Here is a 14,800-nt window from a genome sequence, read left to right on the forward strand (position 1 = left end):
TACCCTGTTATTTCTTGGTAGGATTTATCAAACCATATCCCGCTAATAATGAAAGAGAAAGCAGAGCAATACAGGCAAAAGCACTGTGTAGCGTTATCTGGTGCGCCAAACCGCCAATAATTGCCGGTCCCAGCAAAATCCCTGAATACCCCATCGTAGAAACGGCAGAAACGGCCAATGCATCAGGCATCACTTTCTGCTGGCCTGACGCGGTGAAAAACATCGGAGCCAAATTTGATAATCCCGCCCCGATCATCAGGAAAGAGATACCCAAATGGATTGGACCCGTTGCCAGATAGATCAGCACAAAACCTGACGTCGCCAAAAGCGCGCTGCTTAAGAATACGCGACGATATCCACATACCGCGATGATCTTATCGCCCAAAAAGCGCCCCGCCGTCATGGTCATGGCAAAAAGCGTATAGCCAAGACCCGCCTGATGACTACTCATATTATGCACACTACTTAATAAGATCCCGCTCCAATCCAGCATAGAGCCTTCCATCAAGTAAACGACAAAACAAAGAGAACCAATCAGGATGACTATGCCACGCGGTAAGGCAAAAAACGGGGTTTCCTCCGTCTCAGTGTTATCCAGCATTCCATTCCACGTTGGCAACAACAGCAGGATAACGAATACCGCGACAGCAATGGTGGCCTGAAAGGGTGAGATCCCCAAAAACAGCAATAAACTGACCGTACCGGCTCCCGCAATTCCCCCTAAGCTGAACAATGCATGAAAGCCCGACATAATCGGTTGATGTACTCTTTTCTCAATATTGACCGCATGGATATTGATCACCACATCGGTTGCCCCAATTCCCATCCCGAACACGAACAGGGCACAAGCCAGTGCCAGTGGGGTCGAGAGCACACTTAGCACCGGTAATATCACAATCGCCAACAAGGCAAAAAAGGTAAAAATCTTCCGGCAACCAAAGCGGGTTGCCAACATGCCCGCGATTGGCATCATGATGAAAGAGCCGATACCAAACATCAGTATCAAAAGCCCCATTGAACCATCATCCAGCCCCAATCGTTCCTTTATCAGTGGGATCAGCGGCGCCCAACTCGCAATACTGAACCCTGCAATAAAAAACGAAATTCGCGTGGCTATGATGGGCTGTTTTATTGAATTGACAGCATATTCTCCAGACAACTTAACTCCTCCAATTCATATCCTTCAAACCATTCCCGTTAAACCATACCCCTTAAACAATACCTTCCACCAGAACAGGTGGAAGGCGTCAACGATGGGGCTTCAGTAAAAAATCACGCGATATTTATCCCTGAAAACTGGGGAATATCCGTGAGTTTCTCGATGACACGGGAAGCCTGTGCATACTGCTCTGCTCCCGATAACGCATGGGGCCAGGCATATATCCACGGAATACCCGCCTGTTTTGCTGCCTCAATCCCCAAATCAGTATCTTCAATCACCAACGTTTGCCGAACATCCATCTGCTTCAATTTCAGCATCGCCAAATAAGGATCAGGAAAAGGCTTCGTTCTTTCCACATCATCCCCGGAAATCAATGCCGGGGGTTCATGTAAATCCAATAAACCAAGATTTGCCAGACACACATGACGCGGTGCGGTGGAAACAAACCCAAAGTGAGTACCATTTTGTTGCAAGGCCATCATCAATTCAGTGATCCCCGGCCGCAAATAGCGTGCAGATAATTTTTCCTGATAACGCAAAATGATTTTTTCGGTAATATCTTGCTGCATTGATAAAGGAATACCCACTTTATCCAACGTTTCCGTCAAACTTAATCCGATTAATTGCTGAGGTTGGATATCACTTATTTGAGTCGCGGCTTGTTCTCCTAATGCATTACTTAATACATCCAGCAATACATCAAAATGCAGTTGTTCACTATCGACAATGACTCCATCGATATCAAAAATGACATTGCATCTATTCATCGAAATGTCCTTCAAAATAATCAATTATTTTAGGCCAGAAATACGAATCAGTACCTTACAGTTTGGTGTAGTGAGAGGGATCTGGGTTTTCGATGCAATATCACAACCGACAGTCAGAAAAGCCTGTTGGTGATCCTTGAAATCAAAAATCTGGCTGATAAAACGTTTCACCGGAATGACACCATCACGGATCAGGGCATAGGCACGTTCAAAACTATTATTCAGGGAATCAATGGAACCGATTACCGAAAGACTTTTATCGGCAATTTTCATAATGTCCAAATTAGCATGTTTATCTTTCAGGGCGACATTTAATAATTTTCCCCCAGGCGCCAGATGGGAAAAAATATATTCCGTCAACTGCCCCGTCGTATCCACACACAAATCGATCAGGGCTGACGGATCACCATATTCCTGCGCCAATGCTTCATTAAAGTCAGAATATAACGGACATTCCGGCGGCAAATTATTTTTTGCAAACTCAATTCGACTTTCATTCTTTTCGACCATAAAGGCGTTTACGCCCCGCTCATGCAGCGCCCAAATGTACAACATCCCCATCGGACCGGCGCCTGCCACCGCCGCACGAATATTCGTGTGAGTGATCGCCAGTTTATCCACTCCGGTTAGGGTGCAGCTGAGTGGTTCAGTCAGCGAGGCTTCCTCCATACTGACATGGTCATCCAGCTTGATGAGTAAATTTTCTTTGGCCAAATATTGCTCTGCGAACGCACCATCATAGGAAACCCCGGCTTCTGTTCCCAATTTTCGCTCACAATGGTTAGGGCTTCCCGTCTGGCACATCCGGCAATGCCCACAAGAGTAAGTCGGGTTGACGACCACCCGATCGCCTACCTGAAACCGGGTAACGCCACGACCAATTTGCGATACCACCCCCGTGGTTTCATGCCCCAACGTGGTTCCCGGAATGGCTACGGGGTAAGCACCCGTGATAATGCCGATATCTGTGCCACAAATCCCACACACGGCAATATCAACCACAACATCATCGGGTTCAATGCAAGATAAGGCGGGAACTTGCTGGAGTTCAACCTCCCAGGTTTGATGATATTTCAGTGCTAGCATGATACAGCCTCCTTACGTACCTGTGCGATAGCGGTTAATTCAGCGAAAGTCAGCTCCAGCTTATGGAGAATTTCTGCCAAATGTTCCTGTGTACAAATCAGTGGTGGACGGACTTTGATTGCCCTTCCTTTACCATAACGGGAACCCCGCAAAATCAAGTGATGGCGGTTAGCAGTCGCAATCACCTGGGCGGCAAACTCTGGGCTTGGGGTGTCAAAACCATACATATAGCCCACACCTCTCACGCCCGTAATATCTGAATATCGTCCCTGTAATTTCAACAAGCCCTCACGCAAGTAGGCTTCATTTTGTTGCACATTTTCCAAAATATGGTCATCTTCAATAATGTCGATAATTTCGTTGAGTGCGACCAGAGAGAGCGGGTTAGCCCCCGAAGTGCTGGAATGTTCGAATGATTCCAATATATCCAGTGAATGACGCATCAGGACACCGCCAGTTGGAATGCCGATACCTCCTGCCCCTTTAGCAAAGACGATGATATCTGGCTCCAGCGCTTTGGCATAACCCGTCGATGCGAAGAATGTCCCTGTGCGACCAAAACCGGTTTGTACTTCATCCGCGATAATGATGATGCCATGCTGACGGCAAATTTCTCTGATTTTACGGTAGAAAGCCACAGGGAAAACGGTGTTGCCGCCATTTCCCTGAATCGGTTCAATAATCAGACATGCAATATTGTCATTAGAGCCTAATTGAATGAACTGCTCTAAATCGACAAATTGCTCTTCACTCGGTTGTGCTTGCCCTGCCAGAACGCTGGCGGGCGCAGGGACTTTTATCGAACCCTCAATATTGATATGGAAATCTTTAATCCTGAATGCATTGCCAGAAATCTGTGCGGTTGCAAGAGATTGCCCATGATGAGCCAGAAAGAGTGAAATAACGCCTGAGCGCCCCGTTGATTTTTGCGCTATGCGGATAGCACATTCAACCGCCCCTGATCCAGAAACATCTCGCAGCCAAATATGATCGACGCCTTCAGGTGTATATTTAAGTAACTTACTCAAAATATATTGTGACATTTCACGTGTATAAGCCGAACTCAAATGGGTACATCTATCAATCTGTTGTTTGAGTTTTTCTGTCATTCGATCATGGGTATAGCCAAGCGGCAAATTAAACGTTCCCGATGCCGCATCAATATATTTTTCGCCATCAATGATCAAATAAGGGCCATGGCCTACATAGCGTGAAAGCATGCTTTCTAGAGGGTTTCTATTTTCCATAATGACTCACCACTATTAGTTATATTAAATAATTAGTTGTATTAAACAATTAGTTACGTCAAACAATCAGTTATGTTAAACAACGACAAAACATACCTATTGTGATGAGGCTAGATTAAGCACATTAAAATTTTATTTCGATCACACAAATGCCATAAAAAATATTAAGCAAATTTAAAATTTAATTTAAAGTTGAAAAATCATATATTTATTCACTAATACCCATTAATTATATTAAATATAGAATAAATCACTTTTAGAGATTAAACCCCCAAGCCCATCATTCGCATTAATTTCTGAGCCTGAGAAATAGCGTCTTGTCGATGAGCAATGCCCATTTTCTGATATAAATTACGTATATGGGTTTTGATCGTCGTTGCGGCCACCTCCAGCTCTGCGGCAATTTGATCGTTGCTATAACCAGAGTAAATCAACCCCAACACCTGCCATTCTCGCTGGGTTAATGGACTATTGCGGATAAGCTCCGGTACGTCAGGATGGGTGAGTAATTGTTCTACAAACGTTTCATCAAAATGGGCAAATTTATGTCGGTGCTGTCGGTTAATTTCTCGCAGAATACGCTGAGCCCTATGCTGTTCCATTTCAGGCAAGATGTTTAGCTGGATAAGTTGGCGCAGTTGCAAAGCCATCAACTCCCCTTCAATCACAAAGTGGCTGATGAAGCCTGTGCGGTTAGCCAAATTTAAGGCTTCTATCAAAACACCCTGAGCTTCAGCCTTGCGCCCTAGCTGCCAGTAAAGCAAATTACACAGCAAAAGATTACGGTTTAAATCACTGACTAATGCCAATCTTCTGGCATATTCATTCAGTTTCAGCAGGATAGATTCCGCTTCCTTATATTGATCCAGCAAGATTTTGACTCGTGCAATATTGCGCCATTGATTTTGATTGAAGTGGTTACAAAAACTCTCAGGTCTTTCTGCCTGTGCCAACCATTGGGTCAAGGCACTGCTATCTTCCAAAGTCTGCCAAATAATGACACGCAACTCGTCAGTATTCGTCCGCCAATCACGATGATATTGCCCATTGCTCAGTAAATTTTCACAGCGGATCAAGTAACGACGAGCGTTATCAATATCCCCTCGAACCAAAGAACATTTCGCCAATTGGGTCAGGCATTGTAATTGTTGCTGGGGCTGATAATTGGCCAATACGTCCAACCCCTGGCGCGCGACCTCTTCTGACTCATCAATACGAGCCCAACACCACAAAAGTTGTGAACGGAGCCTTAGCAGAAACTCATGCATCGGCAACTGTTCCAGATGCTGTTCACGAATTAAATCAAAAGCATGGGATTGGGTATCATAAGCCGCCTGCAAATAACCTTGCGCCAGTAAAATTTCACTTTGTTGCAACAACGCCCATAACGCATAGTGATAAGAATGACAGAGGCGGGCGAGTTGCTCAGTTTGCTTCATCAAAGCCAATGCGCTGGCCAATTGACCGTTGCAATGCAATACCTCCCCTCTTACTGACATCGCCACAATACGGCCATATTGATTATCTGGCAGTAAGTTTGCTAGCGCCTTTTCCGCCAAAGCATCAGCATCGGCAGGCCGTCCATCATTCATCGCCACTTGGGCTCTCAAGGCATTAAACTCTGCCAGCAACTCCGGCTCGATGGCTATTTGCTTCTGCTTTAGTGATTGCTCAGCCTGATTTAATAATGCATTCACCTCATAGTAGCGATACTGACTTTGTGCCAGCCACGCTTGCAACAATACCAAGCGAGGGCTTTCCAACAGGAGTTCATACGGCAGTGCATTCATACACTCTTCCAATAGAGAGAGTTTGCTGTGGTTAAATAACTCCCAGGCATGTTGCAATAAAATATCCCGCAACAGGAGGGTATCTCCCGCGGCCAAGGCGTGATGAATAGCCTCCCCTGGATATCCCTGCATCAACCATCCTTTCACGGCTGCCCTATGTAATTCGGGTAATTTTGCTGCCATTTCCCATTGACAACGTTGGCGCAGAAATGAAGCAAACAAAGGATGAAAACAAAACCACTCCCCCGAATCATCCAGCCGCTGAATAAACAACCCCTGACGTTCAATGTCTTCCAGATGTTGCTGACCGTTTTCCTCCCCTGTCAGGCAAGCAATGAGACCATCATTCATGGAACGCAGGATAGAACTGTGCAGCAAGAAATCCCGCGTCGCCTGATCGACGCGATTTAAAACCTCATCCACAAGGTAATCAGCAAGATGGCTGGCATTAATCCCCGAAAGGCGTTTTGCTGATATTTCAGTCGTATTGCTAGATTGGCGGGCTGAAAGCGCAATCAGTTGCAAAGCGGTTGCCCAGCCAGCAACCTCATTGCATAACTGCTTACAGTGTTCAGGCTCCAATGGATTGGCTAACCGCTTGGCAAAAAATTGCTGGGTTTCCTGATAATCAAAAGCCAACTGATGGCTATCAATCTCCAATAACTGTTCACGCACACGCAAGTTGGCAATTCCCAGCGATGGCAAATGGCGTGACAGAACCACCAACGTTAAATTTTCTGGCTGGTGGCGGAGAAAAAAGCGCATGGCTTCATGGACAAGCCCATTCCCTATCAAATGATAATCATCGATCACCAGAAAAATCGGTTTCTGCCATTCGTTAAGTTCAATAAACAACTGCGCAATCAGTGCCGGTAAACTGGCATATTGGTGTTTCTGGGCCAGTACCTCACTTTTCACACAGTGACCCTGCGTTGCTTGCTGAATAGCTGCGATCAAATAGCTGGCGAAACGCTCTGGTTGATTGTCACTATCATCCAGAGAATACCACCCCAGATGTTCTTGTCCGGCAGCCCACTGAGACATCAAGGTCGTTTTGCCATATCCAGCGGGACTGGTTATCAATACCAATCGATAATTCTGAATTTCATTGAACTTTTCTAACAAACGCTCCCGCATAACCATATTACTAAGTCGAAGGGGGCGACTGAGTTTCGATGGGATAAGCATTAAATTTCTCCCCTCACACGCAATGAATAAAAACACTGAATAAAACGGATCTCTGAATTCTGTTTGACACTATTAAGCCACTTACACCATTAGCATTCATGCCTGACCCCCAAATGTAGAGAAACGCCCACCTTTTGCCAACAAGTTGATTAATTTCATTGTGTTAAATTGCACCTTGTCACATTCTTTGGCTGAAAACTTGCTATTTCTCTGTGAAATTGCGGACAAGCTCGAAAGAAATGGCTACGCCCTTACACTCCTCCCCCGCGAATTTTTTCACGGGATGATGTTTCCCAAGTCACTAACCTTCAGCATATCCCTTTAAATCATTCTCCAAACTTTCCTCAGTGAGTGACAGGAAGCAATGCCATGCAACTATTCACATTAAACAAAGAATCCCCATTAGATAGAAAATGCGAATCGGATAAGAACCCGAAATTCAATAAATCGCTATTTCAGGCTGCCCTGACGCGTCAGTGGCAATATTTCGGTCTCAACTCAGCTCAGGAAATGACGCCACATCAGTGGTGGCAGGCCATTAGTGCAGCCGTGTCTGAATTATCTCCACTCCCCTCTCAGCAAAACTGTATCCCTCCATCCTCTGACAGCCAACGTCATGTGAACTATCTCTCAATGGAATTTCTGATCGGCCGGCTGACAGCGAATAACTTGTCAAATCTTGGTTGGTATGACGATATCCAGTCTTATCTGGCCGAAGATGGCATCATTTTGAGTGATTTGCTGGAAGAAGAAACTGATCCCGCATTAGGCAATGGTGGCTTAGGAAGGTTGGCCGCCTGTTTTCTCGATTCAATGGCAACCCTCAATCAACCCGCTATCGGATATGGCCTTAATTATCAATATGGACTTTTCCGCCAATCTTTTAACAAGGGGCGACAAATTGAAGCGCCCGATGATTGGGAACGTGAGTCCTACCCGTGGTTTCGCCATAATACACAACTAAACATTAATGTTAATTTTGGTGGCGAAATCGCAACCACTGCCGATGGCCTTGAAACCTGGGTTCCCGCCTTTACCCTGATTGGCGAAGCCTGGGATTTACCCGTGATTGGGTATAACAACGGTGTGACGCAACCGCTTCGCCTGTGGCAAGCGACATACGATAGTCCCTTTGATTTGTCACTTTTCAATGATGGACAGTTCTTGCACGCGGAACAACAAGGCATTGAAGCCGCCAGCCTGACCAAAGTTCTCTACCCGAATGATAATCATCAAGCAGGGAAACGACTGCGCCTGATGCAACAATATTTTCAGTGTGCTTGCGCCGTGGCAGATATTTTGCGCCGCCACCAACAGGCAGGGCGCAACATCAAAGAGCTGGCACAATACGAAGTTATCCAGCTTAACGACACTCACCCAACCATCGCAATTCCTGAAATGATGCGTCTCCTGCTTGATGAGTATCAATTAAGTTGGGATACAGCATGGGAAATCACGGGAAACACTTTCGCCTATACCAACCACACCTTGTTGCCAGAGGGCTTAGAGCGTTGGGATGAAAAACTGATGAGTGAGCTACTGCCACGCCATCACCGTATCATTCAGGAAATTAACCGACGCTTTAAACAAACGGTGGAGCAAAACTGGCCTGATAACCCACAAATCTGGGAAAAATTGGCGGTTATCTATGACAATCAAGTCAGAATGGCTAACCTGTGTGTTGTCGCCTGCTTTGCCGTCAATGGCGTTGCCGCACTGCATTCATCCTTGATCGTGGCAGACCTGTTCCCTGAATATCATCAATTGTGGCCAACTAAATTCCACAATGTGACTAATGGTGTCACTCCACGTCGTTGGTTAAAACAGTGTAACCCCGCCCTCTCTTCACTCATTGATCACACATTAAACCAAGAGTGGGTCAATGATCTTGCTGTCTTAAAACAACTGGAACCTTACGCCGATGATCCTGCCTTCCGTGAAGATTATCGAACCGTTAAGCAAGACAATAAAATCCGCCTAGCCAATTATGTTAATAAGGTAATGGGACTCAAGATTGATCCCCATGCTATTTTTGATATCCAGATAAAACGCCTACATGAATACAAACGTCAACATCTGAACCTGCTCCATATCTTGTCACTTTATCGGCAGATCCAGGAAAATCCGGCCTTAGATATCTATCCCCGCGTTTTCCTGTTCGGTGCCAAAGCCGCTCCTGGCTATTATCTGGCGAAAAACATCATTTCTGCCATTAATCATGCGGCTGAAAAGATCAATCATGACCCGATCGTCCGTGATCGCATCAAAATTGCTTTTATTCCCGATTACAATGTTTCCGCCGCAGAACTGATGATCCCAGCGGCCGATGTGTCAGAACAGATTTCTACAGCGGGCAAAGAAGCCTCCGGTACAGGCAACATGAAGTTAGCCTTAAACGGCGCACTCACGATTGGAACACTGGATGGCGCGAATGTCGAAATTGCTGAACACGTTGGAAACGACCATATCTTTATCTTCGGCAAGACCGTAGAAGAGGCTAAGGCGTTATTAAACAGCGGCTACCATCCACAAGATATCCTTCAACAGGATCATCATCTAAAAGATATCCTTGGCTCCCTCGCCAATGGTGAATTCAGCCACGGCGATACGCACGCATTTGATCTGATGTTGCATAGCCTGACTGACGGTGGAGACCCTTATTTAGTTCTGGCTGATTTTGCTTCTTATTGTCATGCCCATAAGCAAATTGACACCCGATATCGCGATACTCAAGGCTGGACGCGCAGTACCCTATTAAATACCGCTCGAATGGGTCACTTTAGTTCTGACCGCGCGATTCAGGATTATCAACAACGCATTTGGAAAACCAAATAGGGGCTAGGTATGGAAAAAAAATGCCTCAATGACTGGGCAACTGAGGCCGGTATTGTCAGCGAATATATTAATGCCTATGGAAAACCTCAGGCGATCCCTGCTGAAACCAGACATCGGATCTTAGAAGCCATGGGTACAGATATACCGGTCGGGAGGCCGGTTTCTCATCTGCATGCGCCTTCTTTACCGAAGGTTAAAGTAGTCAATCAGGGGCAAACGGTGACTCTGCCACTGGAGGATACCAATCATTACCAGTGGCAGATTCACACTGAACAAGGGGAAATACTTCATGGCCATTGCCAGCATCAACTCACTTTGCCAGCAGACCTCCCCTTGGGATATCACACCCTGAACCTGACATCGGCAGTGAAACCAGAAACGGATTCCATACAACTTGTTGTTGCCCCTGAACGTTGTTACGAACCCGATGCGATAACACATGGAGAAAAATTGTGGGGAGCTTGTGTTCAGCTTTATACCCTGCGATCAGAAAACAACTGGGGCATTGGTGACTTTGGCGATCTAAAATATATGTTGCAAGAACTGGCACAGCGGGGTGGTGCCTTTATTGGCCTGAATCCTCTTCATGCCATCTATCCTGCCATGCCTGAAAATGCCAGCCCTTACAGCCCATCTTCCCGCCACTGGCTCAATACCATCTATATCGCCGTGACTCAGGTAGAAGATTTTAATCTTAGTGTCGAAGCACAAACGTGGTGGCAGTTAGCGGAAACACAGTCCAGACTCCAGCAAGCCCGCCAAGCAGAATGGGTCGATTATACCACCGTCATGACACTAAAAATGACCGCATTGCGCCTGGCTTATCCGCATTTTAAGCGCCGTTCTGACGATGATCCCCAACAAGTGGCTTTCCAACAGTTTGTGACCAAAGGGGGCAAGAATCTTTACTATCAGGCTGCTTACGATGCCCTACACCATAAGTTATATGCGGAAAATCATGCTTATTGGGGCTGGCCTGTATGGCCGGAAGAATATCGTGAGCCTGAGAGTGACACAGTTACCGCATTCTGTCATTCACACCCACAAGAGATCGCGTTTTTCCTTTGGTTGCAATGGTTGGCTGATACCCAGCTTGCCGAGTGCTTCACTACCAGCCAAACCAATCACATGCCGATTGGTATTTACCGTGATCTTGCCGTTGGTGTCGCACAAGGAGGTTCTGAAACCTGGTGTAATCGAAGCATCTATTGCACTAAGGCATCGGTAGGAGCGCCTCCCGATATTCTGGGACCACTGGGGCAAAATTGGGGGCTTCCACCAATGAATCCCCACGTATTAAAAGCCCAGTCCTATCAACCTTTCATTGAATTACTGCGTAGCAATATGCGCCATTGCGGTGCATTGCGTATCGATCATGTAATGTCATTGCTCAGGCTCTGGTGGATACCACAGGGGGAAACGGCCGATAAAGGCGTTTATGTCCATTATCCGGTTGACGATCTGTTGGCAATATTGGCATTGGAAAGCCAGCGCAACCATTGCTTAGTGATAGGCGAAGATTTGGGGATTGTGCCGGCAGAAATTGTCGATAAGTTACGGGATAGGGGTGTTTATTCCTATAAGGTCTTTTACTTTGAGCGTAATGATCAGGGAGAATACCGTCCTCCCAATGAATATCCCGTACAAGCCATGGCAACCATTACTACCCATGACTTACCTACCTTACGCGGATTCTGGCAACATGAAGATCTCACCTTAGGAGAATCCATCGGCTTATATCCCGATAAAGCGCTGCTTGCTGATTTATATTCGGAACGCAAACGCTGCAAGCAAGCATTATTAACCAGCTTAAATCGTCACGGCTATTTATCGGAAGACCCATTACAGGGATCAGTACCACTGGCACAAACTGAATATCCGATGTCCAATGCGATAAATCAAAGCATACATCGCTATATAGCCCATAGCACCTGTGCTTTATTAGGATTACAGCCTGAAGATTGGTTGGATATGGAACTCCCCGTTAATATCCCTGGTACAACAGAGGAATATCCCAATTGGCGACGAAAACTCACCACTACGCTGGAAGATATGTTTGCAGATACCCATATCAACCGTTTGTTACACGCGGTAGGAGAGTGCCGAAAACAGAGTTCATAACCCAGCAATAAAGCGGCTCCCCAATCATATCGCTAAATATGGTTGGGGAGAGAATCAACCTTTCACACCCCCCGATGTTAATCCACCAACCAACCAACGTTGAGCAAGTAAGAAAATCACCGTGATAGGAATGGCTGACAACACAGCCGCAGCCGCAAAATCGCCCCAGAGATAGTTCTGTGGATGGAGATATTGCTGCATTCCTACTGCCAGCGTGTAGTTGTCTACATCACGTAATAACAGAGATGCAACAGGCACTTCAGTAATGACGCCAATAAACGACAAAATAAACACCACGGCTAATATAGGGACAGAAAGCGGTAACAGTATCAAACGGAAAATTTGCCACGATGTCGCGCCATCCAACATGGCAGCTTCTTCCAGAGAGCGATCTATCGTTTCGAAATACCCTTTTATCGTCCATACATGCAGCGCAATTCCGCCCATATAGGCAAAAATCACACCACCGTGAGTATTGAGACCAAGGAAAGGAATATATTCTCCCAATCGATCAAACAAGGCATAGAGTGCTACCAGAGAAAGTACCGGCGGGAACATTTGAAAAATCAACATGCCTTTGAGTAAGGGGCCTTTCCCACGAAAGCGCATTCGGGCAAATGCATAAGCGCACGTCGTTGATAAGGCCACAATGCCAGTAGCAGTAATGAGAGCAACCTTTACAGAGTTCCAAAGCCATTGCATAACCGGAAATGGGGGGAGAACGACTTGTCCATCAGCAGATTCCACGCTATAACCAAACGCCAGCTTCCAGTGTTCCCATGAAATAGTGTCTGGGATCAAATTACCCGTAGCAAAATTTCCTGGGCGCAAAGAAATGGCAATTACCATCAGCAGAGGGAACAAAATCAGGGCAATAAAAGCCAACATGACTATATGTGTTCCCCATACCCGCCATCGTTGCGATTTGGGTTGTACCATCGCCATTTTCTTTTCTCCTTAATCAAATTTCATGCGGGTCGTTTTCAAATTGATGATGGCTAATGCACCGACCAATAAGAAGATCAAGGTTGCAATTGCTGCCGCCAGGCCAAAATCCTGTCCACCGCCTCCTTCAAACGCAATACGGTAGGTATAACTCACTAAAAGATCGGTATAACCCGCAGGGGTCGATGTCCCAATATGATCAGGTTTACCGTTAGTGAGTAGTTGAATCAGGACAAAGTTATTAAAATTAAAGGCAAAACTGGCAATCATCAACGGCGTCAAAGGCTTTATCAATAATGGGAAGGTAATTTTGGTGAAATTCTGCCACGCCCCAGCACCATCGAGTGCCGATGCCTCATAAAGATCATCGGGGATAGATTTCAGCAATCCCATGCAAAGGATCATCATATAGGGATAACCCAACCACATATTGACAATAACCAACATGGTTCGAGCCAGTGTCGGATCGGTAAACCAATCAGGTTTAAGACCAAACAACCCATTGAGTACCAGATTAATTTCACCAAAACTCTGGTTGAACAATCCCTTGAAAATCAGAATGGAAATAAACGAGGGAACAGCATAAGGCAAAATCAGCAAAACACGGTAAATCGCCCGCCCCTTAAGCGCTTCCCACTGTACAATGCAAGCGAGGATCATCCCCAGGGCAACCGTCAATGCCACGGTCAATAGAGAGAAAACCACTGTCCAGATAAAAATGGACAGAAAAGGTTTTTGGATACCCTCATCCTGCATTACCCGCAGAAAATTTTTCCAACCAATCGAAACCGTGAAGCCAGGGCTTAACGTCTCCTGAGTCCATTCCTCTTTAGCATTCATGGATTGGTAAAACCCTGTATCCATATTTGGCCGATATCGTATGCCAGTTTGGCTATTGGTCAGCGTTATCCCATCTTCATCAAGGGAATAAAGAGGATTGATAGCAGAGAACTGACGCAACGAACTCATTCTCAATTTACTGCCATCAGGAAGAACGGCTACCAATTGGCTCAACGCCTGCCGGTACTGAGTAATAGTGCGTAATGTCGCAGCATTGTCTTCAAATTTTTTTCCCTCTTCATGGTGGAGAGGTAGAACAATCTCTTCCGTTCCCGCGAGAGAAAAAGGTTCAGATATCAATAAGTGAGTGCTATCAGGGACGTTCAAAGCCAAGACCCACTGTTCAGATACCGGATAGAGTTTGAAATTGGACGGCTCCCCTGTCTGGTAGTGGCGACTCATTAATACTGTTTGAGCACGTTCAAACGTCAATTGGTTGGTACTGCTGTAATTGGTAAACGCGATCGCAATTGTGCAGATAAGCGGAAACAGTATAAATAGCCCTATTCCAGCAATTCCAGGGTAAGTATAGCGCCAAACATACGTTTTCCGATTGGAAAAAACATAGATGCCGCTTCCCAGTAATACCAGTGTTAATATAGCAAACAGGTATTCTCCCTGCGCATACATCAGCACAACCAGATAACCTGTAAAAAGTAGGCAAAAGCCTACAGCAAACCATTTCAGGGCAGGATGCTGCCACCATGTTGTTTTTTCTAATGTCGCTGACATCTTGCACTTCCTGTTACCAACAATTGTGATTATCCCAAACCTGTCACAATAAGGGCTAAGGCTCCTTAGATTCAGGAGCCTGTCATT

General features: G+C 45.8%; 9 protein-coding genes. 2 read left to right on the forward strand and 7 right to left on the reverse strand.

Annotated elements, in window-relative coordinates; translation table 11 throughout:
* Nucleotides 1-7: 7 nt before the first annotated feature.
* The 5 genes from Xkoz_RS03700 to malT all read right to left on the reverse strand — a co-directional run bounded on the left by Xkoz_RS03700 (nt 8) and on the right by malT (nt 7,240).
* Complete coding sequence (locus tag Xkoz_RS03700) at nt 8-1,159, reverse strand: MFS transporter (protein WP_099140820.1); 1,152 nt, start codon at nt 1,157-1,159, stop codon at nt 8-10.
* A gap of 113 nt (nt 1,160-1,272) precedes the next feature.
* On the reverse strand, nt 1,273-1,929 hold the full coding sequence (locus tag Xkoz_RS03705) for an HAD family hydrolase (protein ID WP_099140821.1): 657 nt from the start codon (nt 1,927-1,929) through the stop codon (nt 1,273-1,275).
* Between the two features lie 24 nt (nt 1,930-1,953).
* Complete coding sequence (locus Xkoz_RS03710; protein ID WP_099140822.1) at nt 1,954-3,015, reverse strand: zinc-dependent alcohol dehydrogenase; 1,062 nt, start codon at nt 3,013-3,015, stop codon at nt 1,954-1,956.
* Entirely contained in the window at nt 3,009-4,262 is a 1,254-nt protein-coding gene (locus tag Xkoz_RS03715) for a class-III pyridoxal-phosphate-dependent aminotransferase (protein ID WP_099140823.1), read from the reverse strand. The genes Xkoz_RS03710 and Xkoz_RS03715 overlap by 7 nt, the downstream gene beginning before the upstream one ends.
* 263 nt (nt 4,263-4,525) lie before the next feature.
* On the reverse strand, nt 4,526-7,240 hold the full coding sequence (gene malT, locus Xkoz_RS03720) for an HTH-type transcriptional regulator MalT (RefSeq protein WP_099140824.1): 2,715 nt from the start codon (nt 7,238-7,240) through the stop codon (nt 4,526-4,528).
* Between the two features lie 369 nt (nt 7,241-7,609).
* Between malT and malP the strand changes: the two genes are divergently transcribed.
* Together malP and malQ are read left to right on the forward strand one after the other, a co-directional pair.
* Nucleotides 7,610-10,075, forward strand: a complete 2,466-nt coding sequence (gene malP, locus Xkoz_RS03725) for a maltodextrin phosphorylase (RefSeq protein WP_099140825.1) — start codon at nt 7,610-7,612, stop codon at nt 10,073-10,075.
* A gap of 9 nt (nt 10,076-10,084) precedes the next feature.
* Entirely contained in the window at nt 10,085-12,196 is a 2,112-nt protein-coding gene (gene malQ, locus Xkoz_RS03730) for a 4-alpha-glucanotransferase (protein ID WP_099140826.1), read from the forward strand.
* 54 nt (nt 12,197-12,250) lie between these two features.
* On the opposite strand, the gene malG is transcribed toward malQ, so the two are convergent.
* On the reverse strand, nt 12,251-13,141 hold the full coding sequence (malG, locus tag Xkoz_RS03735) for a maltose ABC transporter permease MalG (RefSeq protein WP_099140827.1): 891 nt from the start codon (nt 13,139-13,141) through the stop codon (nt 12,251-12,253).
* A 12-nt stretch (nt 13,142-13,153) separates the two neighbouring features.
* The gene (gene malF / locus Xkoz_RS03740; RefSeq protein WP_099140828.1) at nt 13,154-14,713 is read right to left on the reverse strand and encodes a maltose ABC transporter permease MalF; all 1,560 of its coding nucleotides are present in this window, start codon (nt 14,711-14,713) and stop codon (nt 13,154-13,156) included.
* Nucleotides 14,714-14,800 lie beyond the last annotated feature (87 nt).

This window comes from Xenorhabdus kozodoii, assembly GCF_002632875.1.
Classification (GTDB): Bacteria; Pseudomonadota; Gammaproteobacteria; order Enterobacterales; family Enterobacteriaceae; genus Xenorhabdus; species Xenorhabdus kozodoii.

Excerpts from the sequence above, each read along its gene's own strand:
- Xkoz_RS03705 (WP_099140821.1), bottom strand. The coding sequence starts at position 1,929 with ATGAATAGATGCAATGTCATTTTTGATATCGATGGAGTCATTGTCGAT.
- Xkoz_RS03710 (WP_099140822.1), bottom strand. The coding sequence starts at position 3,015 with ATGCTAGCACTGAAATATCATCAAACCTGGGAGGTTGAACTCCAGCAA.
- Xkoz_RS03715 (WP_099140823.1), bottom strand. The coding sequence starts at position 4,262 with ATGGAAAATAGAAACCCTCTAGAAAGCATGCTTTCACGCTATGTAGGC.
- malT (WP_099140824.1), bottom strand. The coding sequence starts at position 7,240 with ATGCTTATCCCATCGAAACTCAGTCGCCCCCTTCGACTTAGTAATATG.
- malP (WP_099140825.1), top strand. The coding sequence starts at position 7,610 with ATGCAACTATTCACATTAAACAAAGAATCCCCATTAGATAGAAAATGC.
- malQ (WP_099140826.1), top strand. The coding sequence starts at position 10,085 with ATGGAAAAAAAATGCCTCAATGACTGGGCAACTGAGGCCGGTATTGTC.
- malG (WP_099140827.1), bottom strand. The coding sequence starts at position 13,141 with ATGGCGATGGTACAACCCAAATCGCAACGATGGCGGGTATGGGGAACA.
- malF (WP_099140828.1), bottom strand. The coding sequence starts at position 14,713 with ATGTCAGCGACATTAGAAAAAACAACATGGTGGCAGCATCCTGCCCTG.